The 26,490-nt window shown below is 39.9% G+C and carries 26 protein-coding genes; 15 read left to right on the forward strand and 11 right to left on the reverse strand.

All coding sequences use genetic code 11. The features are described from left to right. Positions 1-21: 21 nt before the first annotated feature. Genes gpmI through era form a run of 4 tightly spaced genes read left to right on the forward strand, consistent with a single transcriptional unit; the run spans position 22 to position 3,947 of the window. Positions 22-1,557, forward strand: coding sequence for a 2,3-bisphosphoglycerate-independent phosphoglycerate mutase (gene gpmI / locus O2942_08810; protein ID MDA0782348.1), 1,536 nt, complete (start codon positions 22-24; stop codon positions 1,555-1,557). After that, the gene (lepB, locus tag O2942_08815) at positions 1,554-2,375 is read left to right on the forward strand and encodes a signal peptidase I (protein MDA0782349.1); all 822 of its coding nucleotides are present in this window, start codon (positions 1,554-1,556) and stop codon (positions 2,373-2,375) included. The genes gpmI and lepB overlap by 4 nt, the downstream gene beginning before the upstream one ends. Next, entirely contained in the window at positions 2,372-3,067 is a 696-nt protein-coding gene (gene rnc, locus O2942_08820; protein ID MDA0782350.1) for a ribonuclease III, read from the forward strand. Before lepB ends, rnc begins: the two co-directional genes overlap by 4 nt. After that, positions 3,057-3,947 carry a GTPase Era gene (gene era / locus O2942_08825; protein MDA0782351.1) on the forward strand — a complete coding sequence of 297 codons (891 nt, stop codon included), beginning with the start codon at positions 3,057-3,059 and terminating at the stop codon, positions 3,945-3,947. The genes rnc and era overlap by 11 nt, the downstream gene beginning before the upstream one ends. A 100-nt stretch (positions 3,948-4,047) precedes the next feature. Here era and O2942_08830 read toward each other — a convergent pair whose 3' ends face one another. The 5 genes from O2942_08830 to bamE all read right to left on the reverse strand — a co-directional run bounded on the left by O2942_08830 (position 4,048) and on the right by bamE (position 7,994). Then, positions 4,048-5,292, reverse strand: coding sequence for a pentapeptide repeat-containing protein (locus O2942_08830; protein MDA0782352.1), 1,245 nt, complete (start codon positions 5,290-5,292; stop codon positions 4,048-4,050). A gap of 96 nt (positions 5,293-5,388) precedes the next feature. After that, on the reverse strand, positions 5,389-5,847 hold the full coding sequence (locus O2942_08835; GenBank protein MDA0782353.1) for a hypothetical protein: 459 nt from the start codon (positions 5,845-5,847) through the stop codon (positions 5,389-5,391). 130 nt (positions 5,848-5,977) lie between these two features. Further along, on the reverse strand, positions 5,978-6,412 hold the full coding sequence (locus O2942_08840) for a PAS domain-containing protein (GenBank protein ID MDA0782354.1): 435 nt from the start codon (positions 6,410-6,412) through the stop codon (positions 5,978-5,980). A gap of 275 nt (positions 6,413-6,687) precedes the next feature. After that, positions 6,688-7,503, reverse strand: a complete 816-nt coding sequence (locus O2942_08845) for a carbon-nitrogen hydrolase family protein (protein MDA0782355.1) — start codon at positions 7,501-7,503, stop codon at positions 6,688-6,690. A 20-nt stretch (positions 7,504-7,523) separates the two neighbouring features. Next, entirely contained in the window at positions 7,524-7,994 is a 471-nt protein-coding gene (gene bamE / locus O2942_08850) for an outer membrane protein assembly factor BamE (GenBank protein MDA0782356.1), read from the reverse strand. A gap of 125 nt (positions 7,995-8,119) precedes the next feature. Here bamE and rpmF point away from each other — a divergent pair, with 125 nt between their 5' ends. The 6 genes from rpmF (at position 8,120) to O2942_08880 (ending at position 12,403) form a co-directional block, all read left to right on the forward strand. Continuing rightward, positions 8,120-8,335 (forward strand): 50S ribosomal protein L32, encoded by a 216-nt coding sequence (gene rpmF / locus O2942_08855; protein MDA0782357.1) that lies wholly within the window; start codon positions 8,120-8,122, stop codon positions 8,333-8,335. Positions 8,336-8,550: 215 nt separating this feature from the next. Beyond that, the gene (gene plsX / locus O2942_08860; GenBank protein MDA0782358.1) at positions 8,551-9,585 is read left to right on the forward strand and encodes a phosphate acyltransferase PlsX; all 1,035 of its coding nucleotides are present in this window, start codon (positions 8,551-8,553) and stop codon (positions 9,583-9,585) included. Between the two features lie 31 nt (positions 9,586-9,616). Continuing rightward, positions 9,617-10,576 (forward strand): ketoacyl-ACP synthase III, encoded by a 960-nt coding sequence (locus O2942_08865; protein ID MDA0782359.1) that lies wholly within the window; start codon positions 9,617-9,619, stop codon positions 10,574-10,576. 28 nt (positions 10,577-10,604) lie between these two features. Further along, positions 10,605-11,261 (forward strand): hypothetical protein, encoded by a 657-nt coding sequence (locus O2942_08870; protein MDA0782360.1) that lies wholly within the window; start codon positions 10,605-10,607, stop codon positions 11,259-11,261. Between the two features lie 191 nt (positions 11,262-11,452). Beyond that, positions 11,453-11,767 carry an integration host factor subunit alpha gene (locus O2942_08875; GenBank protein MDA0782361.1) on the forward strand — a complete coding sequence of 105 codons (315 nt, stop codon included), beginning with the start codon at positions 11,453-11,455 and terminating at the stop codon, positions 11,765-11,767. Between the two features lie 45 nt (positions 11,768-11,812). Further along, complete coding sequence (locus O2942_08880; GenBank protein ID MDA0782362.1) at positions 11,813-12,403, forward strand: MerR family transcriptional regulator; 591 nt, start codon at positions 11,813-11,815, stop codon at positions 12,401-12,403. 18 nt (positions 12,404-12,421) lie between these two features. Here O2942_08880 and O2942_08885 read toward each other — a convergent pair whose 3' ends face one another. Together O2942_08885 and O2942_08890 are read right to left on the reverse strand one after the other, a co-directional pair. After that, a complete protein-coding gene (locus tag O2942_08885) occupies positions 12,422-12,940 on the reverse strand; it encodes a hypothetical protein (GenBank protein MDA0782363.1) in 519 nt (172 codons plus the stop codon). A gap of 320 nt (positions 12,941-13,260) precedes the next feature. Beyond that, the gene (locus O2942_08890; GenBank protein ID MDA0782364.1) at positions 13,261-14,007 is read right to left on the reverse strand and encodes a ComF family protein; all 747 of its coding nucleotides are present in this window, start codon (positions 14,005-14,007) and stop codon (positions 13,261-13,263) included. Positions 14,008-14,044: 37 nt separating this feature from the next. Between O2942_08890 and O2942_08895 the strand changes: the two genes are divergently transcribed. From O2942_08895 to O2942_08915, 5 genes are all read left to right on the forward strand, one after another. Beyond that, entirely contained in the window at positions 14,045-14,854 is an 810-nt protein-coding gene (locus O2942_08895; protein ID MDA0782365.1) for a methyltransferase domain-containing protein, read from the forward strand. Between the two features lie 85 nt (positions 14,855-14,939). Then, positions 14,940-17,516 carry a response regulator gene (locus O2942_08900; GenBank protein MDA0782366.1) on the forward strand — a complete coding sequence of 859 codons (2,577 nt, stop codon included), beginning with the start codon at positions 14,940-14,942 and terminating at the stop codon, positions 17,514-17,516. Then, positions 17,513-19,015, forward strand: coding sequence for a HAMP domain-containing sensor histidine kinase (locus O2942_08905; protein MDA0782367.1), 1,503 nt, complete (start codon positions 17,513-17,515; stop codon positions 19,013-19,015). Before O2942_08900 ends, O2942_08905 begins: the two co-directional genes overlap by 4 nt. An 80-nt stretch (positions 19,016-19,095) precedes the next feature. Then, entirely contained in the window at positions 19,096-19,914 is an 819-nt protein-coding gene (locus tag O2942_08910) for a hypothetical protein (GenBank protein ID MDA0782368.1), read from the forward strand. 83 nt (positions 19,915-19,997) lie between these two features. Further along, positions 19,998-22,916: a S8 family serine peptidase gene (locus tag O2942_08915; GenBank protein ID MDA0782369.1), complete on the forward strand. Its 2,919-nt coding sequence runs from the start codon at positions 19,998-20,000 to the stop codon at positions 22,914-22,916. 3 nt (positions 22,917-22,919) lie between these two features. Here O2942_08915 and O2942_08920 read toward each other — a convergent pair whose 3' ends face one another. The 4 genes from O2942_08920 to O2942_08935 form a co-directional block, all read right to left on the reverse strand. Further along, positions 22,920-23,675 (reverse strand): hypothetical protein, encoded by a 756-nt coding sequence (locus tag O2942_08920; protein ID MDA0782370.1) that lies wholly within the window; start codon positions 23,673-23,675, stop codon positions 22,920-22,922. Between the two features lie 60 nt (positions 23,676-23,735). Beyond that, on the reverse strand, positions 23,736-24,386 hold the full coding sequence (mnmD, locus tag O2942_08925; GenBank protein ID MDA0782371.1) for a tRNA (5-methylaminomethyl-2-thiouridine)(34)-methyltransferase MnmD: 651 nt from the start codon (positions 24,384-24,386) through the stop codon (positions 23,736-23,738). A gap of 26 nt (positions 24,387-24,412) precedes the next feature. Beyond that, a complete protein-coding gene (locus O2942_08930; GenBank protein ID MDA0782372.1) occupies positions 24,413-24,604 on the reverse strand; it encodes a hypothetical protein in 192 nt (63 codons plus the stop codon). A gap of 178 nt (positions 24,605-24,782) precedes the next feature. Then, positions 24,783-26,396 carry an ABC transporter ATP-binding protein gene (locus tag O2942_08935; GenBank protein MDA0782373.1) on the reverse strand — a complete coding sequence of 538 codons (1,614 nt, stop codon included), beginning with the start codon at positions 26,394-26,396 and terminating at the stop codon, positions 24,783-24,785. Positions 26,397-26,490: the final 94 nt, after the last annotated feature.

A 26,490-nucleotide genomic window follows, 5' to 3' on the forward strand; every position in this document is an offset into this window, starting at 1 on the left:
AAAACTTTAAACGGAAAATAAATGACAAAAGATAAAAGACCAAAGCCGGTAGTTTTATGTATATTGGACGGCTGGGGAGAAGGAGAGGCGACTAGCGATAATGCTATAACAAGTGCTAATACGCCTTTTTGGGATAAGCTGGTGGCATCATGCCCCAAGTCATTGCTGAACACTTCGGGTTTAAGCGTAGGGCTGCCGGAAGGTCAGATGGGTAATTCGGAAGTAGGACATATGAATATAGGCGGCGGTCGCATAGTTATGCAAAATCTGCCTAGGATTGACAAGGCATTTTCAGGCGGTGAACTTGAAAATAATGAGCTGCTAAATAAATTCGTTGAGTCGGTTAAGGAGCAATCGGGAGCTGTGCATATTATGGGGCTGATGTCCCCCGGCGGTGTGCATTCTCACCAGATGCATATGGCAGGGCTTGCTAAAATAATTGCTAAAAAAGGCGTATCTGTAAAGATACATGCATTTTTGGACGGACGGGACGTACCGCCTGCCAGTGCTATAGAATATCTGGAAAATTTCAATAAAGAGATAGCGGGGTTTGATGCTCAGGTGGTATCGGTGTGCGGGCGTTATTACGCTATGGACAGGGATAACCGCTGGGACAGGGTAACGCTTGCCTATGATGCTATGACACAGGCAAAGGCAACAAAAGCCGCCTCTTTGGAAGATGCTATTGAAGAAAATTATAAGAAAGACGTTTATGATGAGTTCATAAAACCGATTGTGCTTGATGAATATGAAGGAATGAACGACGGTGACGGGCTATTTATGGCAAATTTCCGCTCGGATAGGGCAAGGCAGATTCTTAATGCTTTTGTAACGCCTGATTTTGATGGCTTCGAAAGGAGTAAGGTAATAAATTTTGCAGGTAGGATAGGCATGGTTGAGTATTCGTCCGAGCTTACAAAATATGTCGATATATTATTCAAGCCTGTTGAGCTGAAAAATAATCTTGGGCAGGTAATTGCCGATAATAATATGACCCAGCTAAGGATTGCCGAAACGGAAAAATATGCGCATGTGACATTCTTTTTCAATAGCGGCAATGAACAAGAATATAAAGGCGAGGAAAGGATAATGGTTCCCTCCCCTAACGTTAGAACATATGACATGAAACCTGAAATGTCCGCCGTTGAGGTTACCGACAAGCTGGTTGATGCGGTAAATTCCGGTAAGTTCGACCTTATAGTAGTAAATTACGCAAATACCGATATGGTAGGGCATACGGGAAGCTATGATGCCGCAGTTAAAGCCGTGGAAACTATAGATAGCTGTCTGGAAAGGTTGGCAAATGCGGTTGAGAACTCAGGAGGCTCAATATTTATTACCGCCGATCACGGTAATTCGGAGCAGATGAAAGATGATAAAACGGGGCAACCGCATACATCGCACACAACTAATCCGGTGCCGTTAATAATGGCAGGATATGGTGCGGATAAATATAAATTACAAAACGGCAGGTTATGTGATATCGCTCCTACCATATTAAATATTATGGGAATCGGGCAACCGGAGGATATGACGGGGGAAGTGCTTTTTAAGTGAAAAAGGAAGATGATAAAATGAAAGATAAGGTTGATACGGCTTCTGATGTAGATATTAATACAAAGGAGGCAAAAGGCAAAAAAAAGGAAACTAAAGGCGAGACGGTACGCTCGCTTGCTATTGCCATAATACTTGCCGTTATATTCAGGAGCTTTGCTTTTGAGCCTTTTTATATTCCGTCAAGTTCGATGAAATCTACTTTGCTTATCGGTGATTATGTGTTCGTATCAAAATATACTTATGGTTATAGCCGTTATTCGTTCCCGTTCGGATTTGGTATATTTGAAGGTCGTATCGGAGGCGATAAACCGCAAAGGGGCGATGTTGCAGTGTTCAAACTTCCGACTAACCCGAGCATTAACTATATTAAACGGCTTGTAGGTATGCCCGGTGATAAGATACAGGTGATAAACGGAGAGCTTTATATAAATCAAGAGAAGGTGCCGAGAAAAAAGATAGAAAACTTTTTGGATAAGGACGAAAGGGGCAATGTTACGTCCATACCGCAATATATCGAAACCTTACCCGGCGGCGTATCATACCGAGTGCTTGACCAAAGGCGCAACGGAGATTTGGATAATACCGAGGTCTATGAAGTGCCGGAAGGGCATTATTTTATGATGGGTGATAACAGGGATAATTCTGCCGATAGCAGGGTTTTGCTTAGTGTGGGGTACGTGCCGGAAGAAAATCTTGTAGGCCCTGCCAACCGTATATTCTTCTCATCGGAGGACTCACTTCTTAAAATATGGACATGGCCTAGCAGCCTGAGGTTTAGCAGGTTCTTTTCAAGCATAAAATATGACGGTGAGAAATAGTGGATAAGATTGAAAAAGCTCTATCATATAGTTTTAAAGATCATTCTTTGCTTGAAGAGGCACTTACACATCCTAGCATCTCAAAACAAAGATGTGATAAAATATCCTTTTTTAATTATGAGCGTTTCGAGTTTTTGGGCGATGCCGTACTAGGTCTGGTCATAGCCGAGTTGCTGATAAATAAATATCCTGAGGAAAAAGAAGGCTCTCTGGCTAAAAGGCTGGCAGGTCTGGTACGTGGCGAGGCTCTTGTTTCCGTTGCCAGAAAGCTGAATATAGGTGAGTTTATAAAGATGACTCAGGGTGAAGAGGTTATGGGAGGCAGGGATAACTCAAGCAACATTGAAAATACGTTGGAGGCTATCATCGGAGCTATATATATAGATTCAGGCTTGGAAAGTGCAAGGGATTTTATCAGTAGGCACTGGATAGAACTGGTAGATAATATGAAAGAGCCGCCTAAAGACCCTAAAACGGAATTGCAGGAATGGTCGCAAGGCAGGGGTTTGCCGATTCCCGAATATAAGGTTATAAAACAAACAGGCCCTTCACATGACCCTTTCTTTGAAATAAGCGTCAAGGTGGAGGGAGTGGAAGAAGTTACGGCAGACGGAAACTCCAAGAAAAAAGCTGAAAAAAATGCCGCAAAAAAATTGTTAAAAATAATAAAAGAAGAAGATAGTGGAAAATAATCAAAAATGCGGTTTTATCGCCCTTATGGGTGCTCCGAATGTGGGCAAGTCCACTTTAGTTAATAATCTGGTAGGAAGCAAAATATCTATTGTTACCCCTAAAGTACAGACTACAAGAGCAAGTATAAAGGGTATATATACACAAGGTGATACGCAACTCATATTCATTGACACGCCGGGGCTTTTCAACGCAAAGGAAAAGCTGGAAAAAGCTATCGTAAAAGAAGCATGGAGCGGGGTGGAGGCGGCTGACTATCTGGCATTGTTGATAGATGCGAAGAAAGGCATATGTAAAGACACCGCTCAGGTAATAAAATCGCTAAAAGAACAGGGCAAAAAAGCAGCTCTTATAATAAATAAGATAGACCTTATCCAAAGGGAAAAGTTGTTTGAGCTGGCAACAAAACTAAACGATGAAGGCGTGTTCACCGAGACTTTCATGGTATCGGCATTAAAAGGGGACGGCACTAAAAAACTTATAGAATATTTCGGCTCGATTGCTAAGAATAGCCCGTGGATGTTCCCTGAAGACCAGATAATGGACGCTCCGATAAAATTCTATGCGGCTGAAGTTACTCGTGAAAAGATATTCATGAAATTGCAGCAAGAAATACCCTATTCCGTAGCGGTGGAAACCGAAAAATGGGAAGAAACAAAAAAAGCCGTCAATATCCATCAGGTGATATATGTACGTAAACAGGGGCAAAAAGCTATCATACTGGGCAAAGGCGGCACAATGATTAAGCAGATAGGAGCCTCCTCCAGACGTGAGTTAGAAGAGGCTTTAGAGTCAAAAGTAAATCTATTCTTGTTTGTTAAAGTCCGTGAAAACTGGGTGGATAACCCGAGCATCTATAAGGAAATAGGATTGGATTTATAGTTTACGTGTGGAGATTATCCGGAATATAAGCCCTCTCCCTTTGGGAGAGGGCTTATAAGCGTTTGTGTATATATTTCCAAACAATTAACAGTACGTTTTATTAATCTATTTCGAAGCCGATAATGCCTTCGGTGATAACGCCGTCGAAATTACTGTCGTTTATTAGGGTATCCATAAAATTAGCTCCGGTAAGGTTTGCACCTGAAAAATCAGATTTCTCAATTTGAGCTGATTTTAAATTTGCGTCCTGTAGATTAATACCTTTTAAAACTGCCCCTTTTATACTTGAGCCTTTCAAGTTTGAATCTTGGAAATTTGCATCGGATAGATCGGTTTTATCTAATATCGCATTCTTAAAATCGGCATCTTGTGCATTTGCATTACGCATGATAGCGCCGTCAAGATCAGCTCCGTAAAAGCTTGCACTATCCGGATTAGCCCCGCTTAATTTAGTATCCCAAAGCTGTGCTGACGTAAAAATCGACTTAGTTGCATTAACATTTTCAAGATTAGCTTCCCAAAGGTTAGCGTCGGTAAGATTTGCTTCGATTATAGACGCACCTGTAAGGTTGGCATTTTGCAGGTCGGAATGCTGCATATTTGCCTGATTGAAAATAGCACCCTCCGCATTGGCTTTATCCATTCTTGTTCTGTACATGAATGCACCCTCAAGGTTGGCATTTTGCAGGTTGCTATTGCCAAGGTCGGCATAGTCAAAATCGGCACTTAACAAGTTAGTATCTTTAAATATAGCGTATTGTGCGGTTGTGTAGCTCAAATCCGCACCTTCTAACCTGCTGCCGGTAAAGTCTGCTTTGTATAAATCGGCACTTTCAAGATTTGCATATGAAAAATCAATGTTGTTTGCAACCGATTCTTTTAAGTTAGCATTCTTTAAATTTGCATATGAAAGGTTGGAGTCTTTTAATTGTACTCCCTCAAAATCGGCTTTTGCAAGGTTGGTGTATGAAAAGTCAGTGTTATTTATCGTTGCCTCTTTCAAAGAGGTGCGGCTCATATTTGCGTATTTGAAATTAGCACCTGAAAGGTCGGCATTTTCCAGATTGGCATTACGTAAATTAGCATAAGACAGGTCGGCATTAGTCAATATCACGTTGCTTAAATTCATGCCCTCAAAATTCATCTTACTGAAATTAGTGCCGAATTTCTTTGTGATATCAATGTTTTCGTTGTTAGCACGCTTGTCATCAATGTAGCCGATAACCTTTTCTTTTATCGGTTTTTCAGGTTCAATCTGCTTGTTATTCAAACCAAGCCTGTACGAACCTATTGCAACAAAGCCGATAATAACGGCTGATAAAACTAATTTTATTATAGTGTTCATCTTCAATACTAATTATTTAGAATTTGTTTCTCAATGTGTAAAAGTATCTAAACTATTACAATGATATGGAATAATTATCAAGAATTATTTTATTTGTTACGATTTTTGTGTATCGGATTCGTTAACAGATTCAGGCTCTTGTTGTGGCTGCTCTGATTCGGTTTCGGGTGTTTCAGGAGTTTCCGGCACTTCTTCAGTAGATGGTTGAGTTTCAGATAAGACGGCATTTTCAGTGTTTTCTGCTGCGTCATCTGCCGTAAGTTCTTCTAAGTCCTCGGCAAATAATATATCAGGCATTCTGCTATGTGTATTTATTATTTTATGCGGTGATTTTATTTTTCCGTCACGAATAGCGTGGGTTATCGACTCGAAAATAACATTCTCAAAATTTTTAGGATCGGAATAAACCATATAGGAGTTATCTATAGCCTTTGCTCGCTTTAGCTTTTTATAAGACAATTCTTCAAAGCCGTATTTTTCAAAGAGATTCTCTTCACAACTTTCGTTGTTATCAGAATTAATCCCTGATAATCGGTCACTTTCTTCAAAAAACATGTAAATTCTCTAGTTAACCATATAAATACAACATATGTAATTATATTATAACAAAAATGTTAACCAAAGGTTAATTTGTCATGTTTTTGATGGTGTTTTGTTCAGGCGAGTTTGGCATTCAACGGACATTCTACTGGTAGGAACGCCAACGCAGACAGCCTAAAATATAAGATATCTCATCATTATCGGATAATAGCGGCAAGAAGCACCTGCGATACTTTATTGTTACACCATATTGGTTTTCAAATGAAGAATCGTTAGAAACAGGAGATTTTGATGCCAGAACTTCTTTTACGATATAAGGTATGTTACTGTTTTTCGGACATAGTAAGTTATTGTAAATATCCTTTATTATAATGCTGTTTCCGTCTTTTATGGCTTGAACGTCATCTCCCATAAAATCATATTCGTTTGACGTGGTTTTTAGCATAAAACAACTATTCCACAAGTCCTGAATATCATTAGGGTTTATCATTGATTTATGAGGGATACGCTCATATTTTCGGTATAAACTTTCCCAATATCTTAAAAGGCTTTTATTAATTCGTTTTTCAGCGGCTTTCATTTTTTTAGTAATTTTAATTACGTTATGTAACTAAAGTAAATTTGAATTAAATTCACTTTACTTCTTAAAAGTTTCCTAACTTTTTTAAATGTGGATTCCACTATAATTTGTTTTACTAAACAAATTCGTGGAATGACAAATATAAGTAAATTAAATTCAAATTTACTATACTTGCGTGGTTTTTATGCAACTACAATTGCGACTAATATAAGTAATAATCATTATCTAAAACTTATATATAATTAATATGCTCGGATTAAAAGCCTAAAATGCAATTATTTAAAATTACGGTCATGTTCAAGGCTAGGTAGTTGCTTTCTTACATCACTTACAACTTTAAGATCAATTTCAGACATGATGATAGTTTCCGACTCTCCGGCATCACTTAATATTCTGCCCCAAGGGTCGATTATCAATGAATGACCGAATGTCTTGCGGTTGGCGGGGTGTTCTCCGGTTTGTGCGGGAGCTACTATAAAACATGCATTTTCAATAGCTCTTGCCCTTAATAAAGTGTGCCAGTGTGCTTGTCCGGTTACTCTTGTAAAAGCCGATGGAACGGTTATAACCTTAGCACCTGATTTTGCCAGACTCCTGAAAAGATGCGGAAATCTAAGGTCGTAACAAACCGTCATGCCTATATCGCACCACTTTGTGTTGCAGATTACGGCTTTTTTGCCTGCCTCATAACGTTTTGATTCGGTGTGTGACTCGCCTTCTGTAACCGCCGCGTCATATAGGTGTATCTTGTCATATGCGGCAGCTATATCGCCTTTTGCATTTATCATTATACTGCGGTTGGCAAGTTTTTCGGAGTTTTTTAGCTTTACTGAAACGGAACCTATCAGAATCCATATTTTCTCCAGATTAGCCAGCTCCTGCATTTTTAAAACGGCAGGATGTTCTTCTTGAAAGTATGAATTTTCATATAATTCTTTGGCACTTTGCCCCATAAAGAAAACGTTTTCCGGCGTTGTAACTAAGTCGGCACCATCTGACTTCGCCTGTGTGATTAACAAGGCGGTGCGGGATATGTTGTAATCCATGTTATTTTGACTGTTGGTCTGGAGGCATGCAATGTTAAATTTCATAATTATTATAAGTTATGTTCTTATTGTCCTCCCGTTGCCGTATCTCTTCGGTCGGTATTGAAACGCCCGACATTGCCCAGTATCTGACCCAGTACACCCTGTTCATGACCCTCTGTCGCAGTCTCTTCCTCGGATATCTTTATATCACGTGCGTCAGCCTCGTCATACTGTTCTATCTTTGCTATGGTTTCGTTGTCATCAAATTCTATGGCAACTACTTTTTGTGATTTTAATTTAGGTTTTAAAAACGCTACAGATTCTTTTTCCGATGAAATATAATACCATGTTTCCTTGCCGTATGTAGATACGGCAGAAGGTGAGCCAAGCTCCCTTTTCACTATGGCTTTACGGGTCTTGCCTACGACAAGATTGTTTATTTTGTCTATTTCGGGACTGTAGCCGACATTTTTTACGGTTTTTATACATCCGCCCAAACAGGCTGAGATTACCAGAAATAGCGTGATTTGAAGGGTTTTTTCTATTTTTTTCATGTTTATTTATAATATATTGTTAATTTAACTGGATTTTATTGTTAAATTGTATTATATACGTCCGCTCACCTTTATGGTAAACGAAAATTATTAAAGACGCAAAAGATAAATAGGGAAATTTAATCATGGCAGTTCCTAAGAAGAAAACCAGTAAATCCAAGCGTAACATGCGCAGGTCACATCATAAACTAAAAACAGTTAACGTTGTTGTTGATCCGGTAACCGGAGAGTATAAGCTACCTCATCAGATGTCTTTGGCTGACGGTACGTATAAGGGACGTCAGATTGTGCAGCAGACAGGCAGCGATTTTATTGATGAAACCGAGGCTGAAACACTATAGTGTTTTTTATGCCGTTTGAGTCCGATGCCAAATTAGTGGTGATAAACTTCGCACTTTAGATATTCAATTGCATTTTTATATGAAAATGAAATTAATTGACTGTGTGATTTTGTCGATTATTTTGATTCGGTTGCAAATTTTTCACTTTTTTAGTGTAAATAAAAAGCAAAATAATTATAGTCTATGTAAAGACGTTTAAATTTACAGGAAAGTGAATGACAGGGGTCGGTGAAATTGTTATAGCACTTGATGCAATGGGAGGGGACAACGCTCCCGATGCAGTTTTACAAGGGGCTGAAATAGTTCTCGGTAAATACGATAATGTCAGTTTCCTGATATTCGGTGACGAAGAAAAAGTAGAGCCGATATTACAAAAACTACCTAAATTAAAACAAAAAAGCGAACTTCATCACACATCTGTTTTTATAGATAATTATGAAAAGCCTTCAGTTGCCTTGAGAAAAGGTAAAGGCTCCAGCATGCGTCTTGCCATAGATTCGGTTAAGGACGGTAGGGCGGCAGCCTCGCTTTCCGGAGGTAATACGGGTGCGTTAATGGCGATGTCCAAGCTTATATTAAGACCTCTGCCCGGTATAGATCGTCCGGCTATAGCATCTGTTTTCCCGACACATAAAGGACGCTGTGTCCTACTTGACCTTGGGGCTAATGTTGATTGTAACTCCGATAATCTGGTTCAGTTCGCTATTATGGGCGATGCTTTCGCCAAGGTTTTATTAGGGCTTGCATCTCCGAAAGTGGCACTTTTAAATGTAGGTGAAGAAGAAACAAAAGGCTCTGAAGTGGTGAAAGCCGCAGCGGACGACCTAAGAGAAGGCGATTACCCGATAAATTTCACAGGTTATGTAGAAGGTGACGGTATCGTAGAAGGCGTTGCCGATGTTGTGGTAACCGACGGATTTACAGGCAATGTAGCCCTGAAAGTTGCCGAGGGTACGGGGCGGATATGCCTAAAATATATAAAAGAAGGATTCAGCGGTTCACCGCTTGCTATGCTTGGAGGGCTGCTTGCCAAGAGGTCTTTTAAAAAAGCCCTTAATAAAATGGATCCGAGAATGCATAACGGTGCTATGTTCTTGGGGCTAAACGGAATATCGGTAAAAAGCCATGGCGGAACGGACGGTGTGGGCTTCGCAAATGCCATATCGGTAGCAATTGAACTTGCAAGTAATGATATTAATAAGAAAATAAGTGATGAACTGGCTTTTTATGAAGGTCTGTTTGCCACCTAAACATAAGTTCCGGAAAGGTGAAAAGTATTTTATGGTTAATTCTGTTGTTATCGGTACCGGCTCGTATTTGCCGGAAAAAATCCTGACAAACGATGACCTTGCAAAAATCGTCGATACTAATGACGAGTGGATATCTACCAGAACGGGAATCAAACAACGACATATAGCCGCAGATAATGAAACCACTTCAGATATGGCGATACTTGCTGCAAAGCAGGCTATGGATAAAGCCGCCGTTGCTCCTGATGATATAGACCTTATAATAGTTGCGACCACAACTCCCGATAGCACTTTTCCGTCTACTGCGGTCAGGGTTCAGTCGGGGCTTGGTATAAAAGGCGGTGCTGCTTTTGATGTTCAGGCAGTTTGTACGGGGTTTGTCTACGCGATGACGATTGCCGATAGCTTCATAAAAACAGGACAGGCAAAGAATGTGCTGGTAATAGGTGCAGATAAAATGTCATGCATACTGGACTGGGAAGACAGAAGCACCTGTATATTATTCGGAGATGGTGCGGGGGCGGTGATTCTGACGGCTTCCGAGCAGGAAGGGCGTGGGGTTATTTACTCGAAATTATATTCCGACGGGGATTATGCGGATATACTCAATACTACCGGCGGTGCATCGTCAACCGGAACTGTAGGTAAAGTGCATATGCTGGGACAAGAAGTGTTCAAACATGCAGTAGCTAAAATGACATCTTCGGTAAAAGAAGGGTTGAAAGCCAGCGGAAGAACCGTTGGGGATATAAATGCGTTTATTCCGCATCAGGCAAATGCCAGAATATTGGACATGGTGTCTAAAAAACTAAGAATATCAGATGATAAGGTTATATCAACGGTTGCACAACACGCCAATACCTCCGCTGCGTCCATACCGCTTGCTATAGCTGAAGCAGACAGGAGAGGTTGTTTTACCATGGGCGATTTGGTCGTTCTCACCGCTATCGGCGGCGGTCTTACTTGGGGGACTTGCTTTTTAAAGTGGTGAGATGTTTGTATAAAACTTTGGAGTTTTTATGCGTTTGTTTGTATTATTTTTTATTGTCGCTTGTTTTTTTTATATAGAAACTTCTTTAGCTTCTCCCGATTCAGGTGAAATTTTTGACAACGAGATCGAGCCTATAAATGATGTTTTTGTTGAGCCTTTTGGCTGCCCTGCCGGCTCCTCTAAAGAAGATTGCGGAATAAGATATAAGGTGAGAAATGTAAATATTTCCGGTGAGGGAAATGTTGTATATCTTGAGTCCGGTGGGCTTTTTCATGTTACAATGGAAATTTTGCATGATTGTGATTTTTGTGGAAATGCCATAAACCAAATAATTGTAGGGCTTTCATCGGATGAAAAAGCACAGATATCCGTATGGAACGGTAAAAAAAGGAGTGGTGGGGTGATGAAGATTGTAAATCCCAAAACTCCCGTGGCAAGCTTTGCAGAGGATAATAATATTGAGGCTGAGTGGGTTAAGGTGTATTTTGTAATTGATGTTCCAAATAAAAAAGGCGTTTATTACCTAAGAACTCGTTATTCTCAGGCTTATACGGGAAATGTTTTGACCCATGAAAACTCACATGCCGAACAGGAGGTGGCAATTGAACCTTTGGGATGGTGGAAGGTTGATAGATTAAACGGACCGTCATCTAAATCTAATATAGGTGCTTTTATAGTTCGGTAGCCACATTATCACTAAAAGTTAAAAAAATACATTTTCTTATAACTAATGGTTGCGTCTTCTTTCGTGCTATATATACTGTTATCAAGTTTTTTGTTATTCGCTCTCAAAAATCTTGACGTAAGTTATTCAAAAAGCTACCTTCCACGGGAAGTTAGTTATTAATTTTTACACAAAATGTGAAAGGATAAAAAATGTCAATACAAACAGTTAACGAAGAAACAGTAACAAGAGCTTATTTGACCGAATCCGTGTATAGGAAGCTTGGCTTTTCAAGGGCGGAATGTTCGGATCTGGTCGATGCGGTTTTAGATGAAATAAACAACTCGCTTGTTGAAAACGGAGAAGTAAAAATTTCGTCTTTCGGTACTTTTAAGGTTAAATCTAAAAAAGCCCGTGTGGGAAGAAACCCTAAAACGAAAGAAGAAGTGCCTATTTCAGCGAGAAAAGTTGTAAGTTTCTATGTGTCCAATATACTTAAAAAACGTATAAACGGACAGGCCGGATAGCAATTTTGCAACAAAGGTTTGAAATTTGAAAAAGGTATTTTTTAGATGGTGTCTAACGGTAAGTCGGATAATGCATTACGTACAATAGGTGAAGTAGCGGAAACTCTTGATGTGGCTACGCATGTTCTTAGGTTCTGGGAAAGTAAGTTTCATCAGATAAAGCCTCAAAAAAGGCGTGGAAGGCGTTATTATAGACCTGAGGACGTTAATATAATCATCAAGATTAAAGAACTGTTGTACGAAAAAGGCTATACTATTAGAGGCGTACAAAAATATCTTCTCGAAGAAGCTAAAAATAAAGTTGCCGATAAAGCAGAGTCGGAAGATAGCGTAAGCTCACCTGCAACGGCTTCCACGGCAGTTTCTTCAGCACCTTTAAATCCTGCTTTGTTCGGCAAGCCTTCGGCAGTATCCGTGCCGCAAGGGGATTTTACGTCCTTTAAAACGGATATTTTCGGTAATATAGTTCCTGCCAATGCTGTTCCTGTTGCAGGTGTGGGGAACCAGAAAGTGGTACAACCTAACCCACAGACGGTTGCCGTAGATGATAAATACAGTTCTGAAGATGTCCAAAAGCTAGAAGATATCTATAGCGGATTGCTGGAAGCCAGAAAAAGGCTAAAAGACGTAGCTTGATTTTCTCCGACCTGTCCTTTAGTGCAATAGCTTTTTTGTTTCCTTGTAAGCATTAACGGTGTGTTTGGGGAATATATTATTGAAACGGTCTTGTGCATCAATGCCCATGCACGTGTTAAAAAGTGCTAGACCTATCAATAGGTTTGCCTCTATTTGAGCATGTTCTAATTTTGCTATCGCAACACCAAGATTCTGCTGCTCCTTTTCACCGTTAATATAGCAAAGGATATGTAGGGGCTTGTTAGACTTTTTATATTGCGATAAAGCTATTTTCAAAGATTCAGGGTCGGAAGCCGAGTAAGATATGGTTGATTTGCCGAGAGTATCGGTGCTTTCAAGGGCATCGGTTCTGTCCCATTGCGGAAGAAGCTCTATTATCTGTTGCAACAGCCTGTTATTACGCTCTATCGCCGCAGCATGAAGTATTGAACGGTTAAAATCGTATATCCCTCTGGTAATATTATAAAAAATAAGATCTTGTGGCGAAATCAGGATTTTATTATATTCCGTTTCAATTTCAAAGTTGTTATAATTCATTGTAAAATAGATGTTAATTAATTTTTTCGTTAATATTAAGTATTATATTCTTAAAATATTAATTTTTTATTACTCTGTTTTGAGTTAATTTTTTAGTAACTTTGAATTTAATTTACGTATATTGTGGGATTGTTCAATAAATATAGTTTTTGTAAAAATTGTACTGAAGTCTTTAATTCTTTGTCATGCTGAATTTATTTCAGCATCTCTAACGTGACAAAGAAGATACTGAAACAAGTTCAGTATGACAAAAACTATATTTATTGAACGCTTCCTGACAAGAGGCGTAAATTAAATTCAAAGTTAATAAAAAAAGTGAATCAGTTCTTTACCGTCATAGCTAAAGTCAGGACAAATACATTTGACGCACCTGCGCGCAGTAGGGTTTTTGTGCAGGCATCTATTGTCGAGCCTGTGGTTATAACGTCATCAATAAGTAAAATGTTTTTGCCGTCAATTTCGCTTACGAATTTTTTATTTACCTTAAAAGCGTGTTTTACGTTTTTTATACGGGTCTTGAATGTTAAGCCTGCCTGCGGTCGGGTATGTTTATGGCGGATTATAAGTTCGTTATTCACCTGTTTTTCAGCTAGCTTACCCAAGCTGTTGCATAAAAGTGCCGACTGGTTATAACGCCTGCCGAGCAGCCTTATCTTATGCAGGGGAACGGACGTTATTATATCGGATTTTTCAATCAGTTCATTACCCGTTCTAAGTAGCCATGCGGCAAAATACTTGCAGTTATGTGTTTTATCATAATATTTGAAATCGGTAATTATCCTTGAGCTTTTATCATTATAGCAAAATACCGACCTTGCATTTGTAAATAAAGGCGGCGAAGCTATGCAGCTACCGCATATAGAGCCGTTTTGTGCCGCCAGTTCAAACGGAGTGCCGCAAATATTGCATTGCGGCGTGGTTATAAACTCAATTGCTTCCCAGCATGTTGAGCATAAACTTCCCTGTGATTCAATATTCCGGCGGCATGAAAAACATTGCGGCGGGAACAGTATATCAGTAGTGCGGTTTATTAATGCTTTTATTTTTCTGTTAGAAGTGTATATCATTTGTTTGTAAAATATAACTGTTGATAAAAATTACTTAATGGACAATATACCGATTATTTTTGATAGGGATAAAGTTAAAAAATTCCGTAACCGTGCTGCAAAGAATATCAGTGAACATGATTTCCTGATAAACGAAGTTTCAAACCGTATATTACAAAGCCTTGATGCAATAAGGGGAGGTTATGAAAATGTTCTTTATATCGGATATCCATGTAAAATTATCACGGAGCATTTTGAAAAGCAAAAAGATACGAAATTATTTGTTATTCAGGATATAGCTTTGAATATGGCGGCTAAATACGGCGGTATAAAGGTCGTTGCCGATGAAGAAAAAATACCTTATGCGGATAAGTCTTTCGATCTGGTAATAGCAAATCTTGTAATGCATAATGTTAACGACCTGCCCGGTACCTTAGTGCAGCTTAGGAGGGTGCTTAAAAATGACGGTGTCTTTTTTGCGACAATTTTCGGGGTTGATACGTTAAAAGAACTAAGAAATGTGCTTTTAGAGCTGGAAAGTGAAATAACAGGCGGTAGTTCTCCAAGGATATTCCCTTTTACTGATGTAAAAACAATGGGTTCGCTAATGCACAGGGCAGGATTTTCAGAGCCTGTTGCCGACTTTGACAATATAAGGGTGGAATATGATAATGCCTTTGAACTTATGTACGATATTAGGGGAATGGGAGAGTCTAACTCTTTGATAAAGAGCGGTAAAACGTTAAACAAGAGGGTGCTGCAATATCTAAATGAGAGATACGGCGAGAAATTCCCCGATAGCGGGCAGGGTATAGTTGCAACCTTTAATATAATAAATATCACTGGACTTGCAGCTTTTGGTGTTTAAAATGAACAAGGTCGGTTATCAAATTGCAAATATGAAATGAATCCGACATAAATTTATCTTAATATATTTTATTAGAGGATGCTCTGTGGTAGGTCGTTTTATTGATGACTTGGAGTTTTTAAAGGATTCTAAAGATTTTGCCTTAAGGGACGAAACGGAATCTCACTGGTATATCGGACTGGCATTTGCCGTTTCATTTATGCTGATTATATCGTCGTTCGTTTTTGCGGGTTTCAATAATATTTACGTAATAATAGCCTTTGTGCTGGTTGCTATGTCGGGTCTTATGTATTTAGTTCTGGTATATATACGAGATAAGCAACGTATAGTGTCTGTTTCCGAATTACAGAATGCTATCTTCTCCGGTGCCGCACAGATGGTTACCGAATTATGTATAATATTGCGTCAGGACGGTAAGGTAGTGTACATCAGTCCCGAATACAGAAAGAAAATAGTGAAAGATAATAATCTGAAAAACGTTAATATAGATACGTTCTTCAAGCAAGGGGCTATAACTAAATCCGACAAAGAAAAATTGGAGAAAAGTTTAAGTGAAGGGAAGTCTACTCGGATAACTTTCTATATCTCAACCGTTGAAAATGAGCGAAATGAAGTAGCGTTTTCCCTGCACCCTATCGGAATCCATAAAAAGAACGATGATATTAAAGGCTTGCGTCTTGCATCACAGCCTATTGCCAGACCTTCGGGCTATTTTCTCCTTGAAGCCCCCAAAGAAGATAAAGAACTGATAGAGGAAAACAGAAAATATTCATTATTGAAGAATTTTGCTATCGGCTATTACTCGTTAAAAAAGAACAACGAATTTAAAGAAATCGGCGGCTCGCTTGAGCGTGATTTGGGCTATCAGGAAGGGGAAATGAAAGGTCTGGGACTGCATTTTAAGGAAATATTTTACGATTATGAAGTGCTTTCCGACCTACTGAAAACAAAAGAGGATTGGCAGGTAATTATTATGCTCCGTAATAAGGAGAATATGGTAATACCCTCACTGGTCAGTCATCGTATCATCAAAAATAAAAATAACACGGTGCTTCGGAGCTATGGGCTTGTAGTGCCGTTTGAAGAAACTATAATAGATAATTCATCTTCCGATAGCTCGTGGGAATCATTTGATATAATCAATAATTCCCCTATCGCAACTGCCGTATTAGACGGCGTGGGTAAAATCCAGACATCTAATAAATCATTCAGGAGTATTATTAAAAATAACAGTAAAGCAGGGACGGTTACTAAGTTGCAGCAGATAATAGCAACCGGTGATAATGATGATGTCAATAAACTGCTAAAAGGACTGGCTACAGGGCAGATAGAGGCTTTAAACCCTATAGATGTAAAGATAAAGGGTACGGGAGAAGAGACCGCTTCTTTGTACCTTTCGCGTATTACGGGTAAATATGGCGGTTTTGACGGAATAATAGTACATTTGATAGATACTACCGAGCTGAAAAACCTTGAGATGCGTTTTGTGCATTCACAAAAAATGCAGGCAGTAGGACAGCTTGCAGGCGGTATAGCACACGACTTTAACAACTTGCTTACGGCGATGATGGGGTTTTGTGACTTGTTACTTATAAAACATCCTGCGGGAGACCCGTCATTTGCCGATATAATGCAGATAAAGCAAAATGCCAACCGTGCGGCTAATCTTGTAAGGCAACTACTGGCATTTTCAAGGAAGCAGACATTGCAGCCTAAAATAATCAGCATTACCGATGTGCTTGCCGACCTTTCCAACCTTATAGGACGGCTGATAGGTGAGAATATCGAACTGAAAATGGAATACGGTAATGATATCGGGTGCGTCAGGGTGGATAAAGGACAGCTTGAACAGGTGATAATCAATCTTGCGGTAAATGCACGTGATGCTATGCCCGACGGCGGAAGTCTTACCATAAAAACAAGCAACATCAAGATAAACTCCAAAAAAGACTTGAACAGGAAACTGATACCTGCATCGGTAGATGATGTTATAGAAAAAGGCGATTATGTTTTGGTGGAAGTTATAGATACCGGCTGTGGTATGGATAAAGAGCAGATATCAAAGATATTCGAACCTTTCTACTCTACAAAAGAAGTGGGGGCGGGAACAGGTCTGGGGCTTTCAACGGTATATGGTATTATAAAACAAACCGACGGCTATGTTTATGTTTCAAGTATGCCGGGTAAAGGAACCAACTTCAGTATATTCCTGACCCGTCATAATCAAAAAGAAGAAAGTGCCGATGTAAAGGCAATTGCGGATAAAGGCAATGCCGGTGATCTTGTGGGAACGGGGACGATATTGTTGGTTGAAGATGAAACGCCTGTCAGGATATTTAGTAAAAGCGCACTAAATAGCAAAGGATATGATGTTTTGGAAGCGGACTGCGGAGAGGCGGCGCTGGAGATAGTTAAAAAACAGGGTAAGGACATAGACCTTATAGTTTCAGATGTTGTTATGCCGGGTATGAGCGGCCCTGATATGATAAAAAAAGTATCGCAAGACCACCCTGAAATAAAGGTTATCTTCATTTCAGGTTATGGGGAAGATGCTTTTATCGAAACATACGGAGTAGAACGTAAATTCAATTTCCTTTCCAAGCCATATACATTGAAACAACTGGCGACAAAAGTTAAAGAAGTTTTAGAAGAAAAATCATGAAGAAAAAGAAAAGACGTTTCTCGATTAAGCACAAGCTTATGACGATGAGTATGGTTACCGGTTTTTCAGCAGTGTTACTAACATGCATATTATTTACGGCATACGGAACTTTCCTTGCCAGAGGAAGCTTGGAAAAAGAACTATATCTGGTCAGCCATATTTTGGGTAACGGCATAGGAGGTTATATCAATGAAGGCGACAGGGGTTTTGTAAAGAACAGTATAAGCGACCTTAGTATAAAAGAATCAGTGGTACTTGCATGTGTGTATGACGCTAGCGGAAGCGTGTTTGCCTCTTACCTGAAAACACCCGATAGCCGATGTCCGCTAACACCTGAAAAGAGCGGGGTGTTTAAAAGCCGGAACAGTATGGCGTTATATAATGATATAATGGTGGCAGGAAAAATCGCCGGTTATTTATATATAGAGTCAAATCTTCAGGAAGTAAGGGACAAGATACCTCAATATATTATGTTCGCATTTGCCTTAATGACTTTTGCTATCGCACTTGTCTATTATATTTCGGCAAAATTCCATCGTATGATAGCCGACCCTATAATAAATCTGGTGAAAACTGCACATAACGTAATAAAAGAAGATAATTACAAGGTTAAAGCTGTAAAATATGATAATGATGAAATAGGTGATTTGACAGGTGCGTTTAATAAGCTGATGTTGCAGGTGAAAAATGAGCGTGAGAATCTTGAGCAAAATGTGCAGGAAAGAACCCAGCAGCTTGAAGAGGAAAAAGAAAAGGCGGAAGCCGTAAATATTGCAAAAAGTGAGTTTTTGCGGAATATGTCCCACGAGTTCAGAACCCCCCTGCATGGTATGTTAAGCTTTTCAACATACGGTATGAACGAGGCACAGACCGCACAAAGAGTCGACCTGCAACGATATTTCACAAGGATAAATCAGGTTGCAAACCGACTGTTAAAGCTGGTTGAGGCAATACTTTCCATAGCCCAGATAGAAAGCGGCAAAGAGCCTATGAATATTGAGCAGAACAACCTGCTTAAAACAGTTCGGTCCGCAATAAGGGAGCAACAGGCATTGCTGATGGAACACGGGATATCCGTAAATCTGCAAGAGCCTAATATAGAAACCGATGCCGATTTCGATAAAGATAAAATGGTGCAGGTAATAACCAATATATTAGGTAATTCAATTAAGTTCACCCCGGAAGGGAAAGAGATAAGGATATATTTCGGTGAAAGAATGTTCACAAGGGACAGAAGAAGGAAAGAAGCACCATGCATTACAGTTTCAATAGCCGATCAGGGAATCGGTATTCCCGAAGACGAACTTGAGACGATATTCGATAAGTTCGTGCAAAGCAGCCGTACCGATACCGGTGCCGGTGGAACGGGACTAGGGCTTTCAATCGCAGCGGGTATTGTTAAAATGCACGAAGGAATTATTGAAGCTGCCAATAATGAATCCGGAGGAGCTGTATTTACCGTAACAATCCCTCGTGAATCTCGCAAGAAGGTTGCTTAAAAAATTAATAAAACCTCTATACTTTTTTATATTTTTGCCTATTTTTATAATTATAGGAAAATAAGGAAGGATTGGTAATCATGGGAAAAGACGAAAAAAGCGGTGTTATAATATATCAGGATATATCGGTACAGTCCAATAAATCAGACTCATCGCATTCGGCGATTAAGGGAGCTGCAAATTCTAAAGGAGCATTAGGGCTTAAAACAGAAGACCTTTCGGTACGTTTTGCTAATGGGGCGGTACAGGTTGGTTGGGTAGAATCTGTTAAAAAAGACGACGAATCGGTTTTAAAGTCAAGGCTGACCAGAAAAAGAAATGAGGGACACAGGTTAAAAGTAGATTTGGCAATGTATAAAAAGATATCAAGGGATATCAATAACTTCATGGATCAGGAGTTTGAAAAAAATAATGATAAGAACGGGGATATTTTAATAGTAGGCAGAAAAATTAAAGCATCTCTTGAAGATACGGGAAGCATTGCGACTTATTTCAGGTCAAAGGGAGCGTGGGCAAGTATAGCACAGGATTTATATAGTCGTGATATAATAGCGGCAGCAGGGGGATTTGACAAAAAGTCAGTTGATGAGCTTGAAGAATCTTCAAAGAAGGTTGATGTGGAGGTAGATAAAAATGCAAACTACTATAAAGCTGAAACGGTTGAGGCTTTTTTTGAAGAGCTTGGAAGGTTCAAGTTCGGTAAGAACAAAAAGAATGAGAAGATAAAGTTTGATAAAGACGAACAATTTTGTATGGAACGGTTTTCTAAAAGTGCAAGGAAATCCGCTGAAGACGGAATCTTTGAGCGTGACGAAAGCCTGCCTATGGCAGAGCAATACAGACAGTATGTTTATAAAAGTGCTATAAAAAAAGGCTCACAAATGTGCGTCATATCATAAATCTAATTAATAAATTACTTTTAAACTATGCATTATACATATATAAATTCTACTATTAGTATAAGAATTGTAGGTAGTTTATAGTGAAAAAGAATCTTTTCAGCTTATCGGTATTATTTTTATCATTATTTTTGTTTCCTCAAAAAAGTTATGCACTTTTCGGTTTTGGAAAAGTACAAAGGGCAGGAGTTCCTATCATAGAAGCTACTGAGCTTGGTAACGGCGAATATGTCAAGAATCTTATAGAGCAAGGGGTTGATATAAATGCCGTAGATAAAAACGGGCAAACGGCTTTGATGAGGGCCGCAGCGGCAGGTAACGACCAGATGGTAGCGATACTTATAACAAACGGTGCGGATATTGGGTTACAAGATAGTAAAGGTAATACCGCCCTGCATTATGCTGCTGCAAACGACCATGCAAGCACCACAAAAATGCTCATAAATAACGGGGCTATAATAAACATTACCAACCGTAAGGGACAGACACCGCTTGAACTGGCTATCAAAAACGGTAGCGTCTACGCAATCAGGGTAATTGATTCGGGTGCTTTGGCAGTGGTGGAGACTAACGCAGGATTTACTATCGCTGCCGCATCTGCCGCAGGTTCGGGTATTTCAACTACGACTATAGTAACAACGGCAGGTGTTACCGCCGCAGGTGCAGGAGTTGCCGTTGCCGCAGGCGGTGGAGGAGGGGGCGGTGAAACCGCTTCATCAGGTGGCGGGAACAATGATAACGAGATTCCAAATGAAAACCCTCCCGGTAATCCTCCCAATAACCCTCCGCCTTCTCCTCCCCCAACGTCGCCAAACCCTTTTGTGGTTGAATATAATCAGCAACAGGGGCTGGCTCTGATAAAAGCCGATATTGCCTATAGCCGAGGTTATACCGGAAATAATGTAGTGGTTGCGGTAGTCGATACAGGCGTTGACCTTGACCATGTTGAACTCGATAGCCGTATAGTGTCGGGAGCCGGTGCAACTTTCAATAACGGTGTGCAGGTTGGTAACGGTGATGAAGAAGGCTTCGAGATAACAGATAGCACAACTAATGCGGAGTTAAATAATGCGGACTTTTGGCACGGCACGCATGTAGCAGGCATAATTGCGGCTGAAAAAAACGGTGTGGGAACACACGGGGTTGCCTATAATGCAAAGATATTGCCCGTTAATGTTTATACTATTGCCGATAAAAGCCTTTATAATGTAGATATAGCCAAAGGTATAGATTATTCGGTGGCAAATGGGGCAAGGGTAATAAATATTAGTCTGGGTGGTGGGGAAGACGCACAGATAAAAACAGCCATACAAAACGCAGTCAATTTTAGTGGGTCTGATGCAAACGGCGATAAGAGTATATTAGTTGCGGCGGCGGCAGGTAATTTATATGCAGATGACGCTGTTTCAGTTGCCGATAATCCCGTTTATCCGGCAAGGCACGCAGGCGATACTGATTTTAATCCTACAAATGTAGGTGATGCGGGAAGTGACGGTGCGTTGCTTGCCGTTGCGGCAGTTGATAATAACGGCAATCTGGCATCTTTTAGCCATAAATGCGGCGATGCAAAGAACTGGTGTCTTGTCGCTCCCGGTGTAAGTATCTTTTCAGACCTGCCTGATAATTATCTGGCATGGGTTAGCGGTACTTCAATGGCAACTCCGCATGTGTCCGGTGCTGCCGCAGTCCTTATGGATATGGATCCGCACCTTACCGCAAGAGAAGTGGCGGAAATATTATTGCTGACCGCAACTGATAAGGGAAATGCGGAATTATATGGGCATGGACTTTTAAACCTTGATAAAGCCACTCAGCCTATCGGAGTGGTTTCCGTTCCTATCGGAAATAATGTGAATGATTCGCTAATAAGTCTTGATGCAAGTTCAATTACGGCAAGCTCGGTATTCGGCGATGCTTTTACCTCTGCAAACCTTTCTTTCAAGTCACTTGACGTTTATAAAAGGGCATATGATGTTAATATGAATGATTTTTATCATGAAAAGAACCGCTTTACCGTTTTTGAAAACAAATTCAGGGATTTTGGTGATGATATAATAAAAAAACGTGAAAAAATAGGCGAGAATATCAGTTTTGTTGCCGTTAATCTGACAGATAGCGACCCACGTAAAGAAGAACATGAAAAAGAGGAATTCGTAAGAATGTCATTTGCGGCAGATAGTGAATATGGCGGTTTTGAATTTAACCATAATGTACCGATGAATCAGGCATTCAGGTTGTCGGCGTTAGGTGATGTGTCAATGTCGGTTGATAATGTCGGCACAAATTCGGTTCTGGGGCTGGTTTCATACGGCTCAAGCTATAATAACAGATATGTGGTAGATAAGAACAGCTCGTTTAGTTTCGGAAGCTTTCAAGGTGAACAGGAATATGGCGATGTATCGGGTGTGGTAAGTCAGTATAGCAGATATAACGATGAATATGAACTTGCGTTACAGGCAGGTATGATAAACGAGCAGAGCAGTTTCTTGGGCAGCAATACCGAAGGTGCTTTTGCGTTAGGCGAGAATACACCTACATGGTTCTATAATGTGGCGGCAGCCTATAATATATCAAATTCGGTTAAGTTGTTCGGTGCGGCTAATTACGGCATTTCATTTCCCGATGTTGCAGCGGATTCTCTGATAAAGGACGTATCGCAGATAGAAACCTACTCATTTAGTGCAGGTATCAGCAAAAATGCGGTTATCGATAAAAGTGACAAGTTTGAGTTCATTATCTCGCAGCCGTTAATGGTTACGGGGGGAAATGCTAATGTAGTTTTACCTGTGGCAAGGGACATAAGCGGTAATATAACTACGGCTTCATATGACCTTAGCCTTTCACCATCGGGGCGACAGGTCGATTACGGTGCTTTTTATTCAATGGATTTCGGCGGTATATCAAAATTAAGCACGGGTGCGTTATATATTACGCAAGCAGGGCATAATAAAGATGCCGATGATGAAATGCTGTTCATGACCAAATACGGGTTAAAGTTCTGATAATTATTTCAGGTAATAAAACGCCATAACGCATGATTCTGACGTGTCATATGGCAAAAATTCAGCACTGCCGGCTAAATCCCAGCTACCCCTGCTTATACATTTTGTCCTGTGTGATTCAAGGTCGTCACCCCTCATTGTGAGAACGTCGCCGGTACTTGGGTTGCCGTCATCAATTTTGGTTTCAATAGCCTGAGCATCTTGAGGTGTTATTGCCGAATCCCAACCTGCTCCGTCAGTGGTCTTGGCTGAACCTAAAATAATATTAGGCAATGCCGGTTTCTCAAAAAGAGGGTATTTGTCACTTTTGTAGTTGGCAAAGCTGTAGAACGCGTCCCTGCTATATGCGGAATCAGGAGTATTAATACCGGGCAGATACATATCCGACCTTCCCCATTGCCCGCTATATTCGGTTGAAATAATGCCGCTTAAATATAAATGCTGCGGTAAATATACGCCTTCTAAATATTGCTCGTCATCACTATCTGAAAAGGATTCATTGTACAGATCGCCATTACCGTCGCCATTATTTGCCTTCTTGTCTAAAATCTCAACGGCATTCGGCAGGTCACCGGGTAAATACTCATATTTTGTCTTAAATGCCAGCACGGAAGACTGAAGGTTTTTTACCTCGGATATTACGGATTTTATTTTTGAAGATTCCTCGGTTGCCACGGTCTGTGCAACACCCATAGTAGCCAATCCTGTTGCTACAATTGAAACAAAAATACTCGTTAATGTAAAATTTGAACTACCCATATTATGCCCCGATAATGTAATAAACAAACACCATTGTAACACATTGGTAACATCTAGTCACTATAATATTTTTCCTCTTAGCATCTCACGTTTTTTGCCGAAGCCACGTTGCTTTATTACAGTGAAGTTATTTTCTTGTAGCCCCCTTCTGACGATTCCGGCGCTTGTAAAAGTTGCGAACGTACCGTCTGGCTTTGTACGAGCGGACATTGTTTTGTACAATTCTTCACACCACATATCGGGGTTTTTTGACGGTGCAAAGCCGTCTAAGAACCATGCATCGGCACTTATGTTAATCTTCGGTAATGCCGTTTTTATATCCTCAAACAATATTTTGATACTGCAATTTTCCAGCTTTATGTCTTGGCAAGGGTATTGCTTGAGAAATGCGTCTAATTGCTTGCTAAATTGAGGGTATTTTGAAATTGCTCCTACGATATCTTCGCTGCTTAAAGGGTATTTTTCTATTGATATGTAATTTAACATGCGATTCGGGCATAGTGACTTCCAAAGCTCGTATGCACAGAAAAAATTAAGCCCCGTACCAAAACCGGTTTCGATGATGGTGAAATCATCTGAATTATCTTGCCAGCGATTCTTTAGGTCGTTACCTTCGATAAAAACATAATATGTTTCTTCCTTGCCGTCTTCCGTTGAAAAATATATATCATCAAATTTTTCAGATACGGGGTGACCGTCTTTCCATTTCATAAAATTGTAAAGTTAATGTTATCTCGTTATTCATCTCCAAGAACTTCCATAATCTTAGAGCCATATTTCTCGTCCTGAAGTTCGCTACATTCTTTTTTTGATATGCCGTTTTTGCCGATAACTAAATCAATTATTTCATACGGGAACATAGATAATATCATAACAGGTATTACTACTTTATAAAATACCTCGTTTATAGCTCTCTTTATTTCCGTCATTGTGGAAATAGTAAAGTACAAAAATATAATAGATATTATTATTAAGACGGAATATTCCTCAAGAAATTCGGCGACAGTGCATATCTCAGGACTTAAATTTAACTTTTTGGAGGCAAATGATACGCTTGGTATTATTAATATACTTAAAATTAACAAGTATAGCGTTCTTATCATGTACTTAAACCCCCGAAGCCTTTATCAGCTCTTTTGTGTAATCTTTAGCAGGCTTATCAAATATATCGGATACCGTTCCCGATTCTACGATATCACCGTCCTTCATTACCAGTATCCTATGCGATATTGCTTTGATTACCCTCAGGTCATGGCTTATGAAAATATACGATATTAATTTTTCCTTTTGCAGTTTTCTGAGCAGGTCGATTATCTGGGATTGAACTGATAAGTCAAGAGCCGAAGTCGGTTCGTCCAGAATAATAATCTTAGGATTCAGTACCAAAGAACGTGCAATTGCAATACGCTGACGCTGACCGCCGCTGAACTCATGCGGATAGCGGTTAAGCATATTCTGTTCCAGTCCTACATCAGTCAAAGCCCGTCCGATTATGGTATGACGCTCCTGTTTTGTTGTTCCGATATTGTGAGCTTTTAGTCCTTCTTCAATTATCTGTGACAACGACATGCGAGGGTTAAGGCTGGCAAAAGGATCCTGAAATACTATCTGAATTTCCTTTCTTAACGGACGCATGGATTTACCGTCAAAAATATCAATACGCCTTCTGTCAAAGTCTATAACGCCCTTACTTGAAACCAGACGCAATATAGCCATAGCTAAAGTAGATTTACCCGAGCCGCTTTCACCTACTATCCCTAAGGTTTCGCCCTGCTTTAAGTCTATAGTGGCATGCTTTACCGCATCAACGAAACTTACGGGAGTACCGAAAAAGTTCCTTTTTATAGGAAAAGATACGTTTAAGTCATCTGTTCGTAATATTGTTTTTGCATTTGCAGGCAGTTTAACAGCCCCTCCTTTAGGTTCGGAAGATAGTAGATGCTTTGTATATTCATGTTGGGGTTTTGAGAAAATGGTCTTCGTATCGGCAGTTTCAACCAATTCACCGTCATTCATCACACAGACATTATCGGATATTTTTCTGACTATCGTAAGGTCATGTGTAATCATCAAAATTGCCATGCCCAGTTTGTTTTGCAGGTTTTTTAATAACTTTAATATCTGTGCCTGAACGGTAACGTCCAGAGCCGTAGTCGGCTCGTCTGCTATCAGCAGGTCAGGCTCGCATGCAAGTGCCATAGCTATCATAACCCTTTGCCTCTGACCGCCGGACAGTTCATGCGGGTATATGTTAAGCCTGTTTTTCAGCGAATCAAGCTCTACCATATCCATTAATTCCCTGCAGCGTTCCTTTACCTTTTCCGAAGAAAGTCTTCCATGTAGGTAAAGTATTTCGGATATTTGCCTTTCAATCGTATGCAGAGGGTTTAATGATGTCATGGGTTCCTGAAATATCATAGATATCTTATTGCCCCGTATGCCCCTCAATTTACTATCGGGTAAGCCCATAAGGTCATTGCCCTCGAATAGTATGCGTCCGCTCGGGTGATATGCCGTAGGGTAGGGCAGTAACTGCATTATCGAAAGTGCAGTAATGGACTTTCCCGAGCCGCTCTGACCGACTATTGATAGCAATTGTCCTTTGTCCAGATCAAATGAAACTCCCCTAACAGCCTCGATATCTTTGCCGTTACCCTTAAAAGAAATACTTAGATTTTCTACCTGCAATAGAGGTTCTTTACATTTATTAATCTTATTCATTGATAAAAATTCATTTGATTGTTAAAATATTATAAGTAATGTTGTTAAATAGTAAACTGAGATGACAGTCAGTCTTATATTAACATCTTATTAC

Source organism: Pseudomonadota bacterium (genome assembly GCA_027620075.1).
Lineage (GTDB): Bacteria > Pseudomonadota > Alphaproteobacteria > Rickettsiales > UBA6187 > 1-14-0-20-39-49.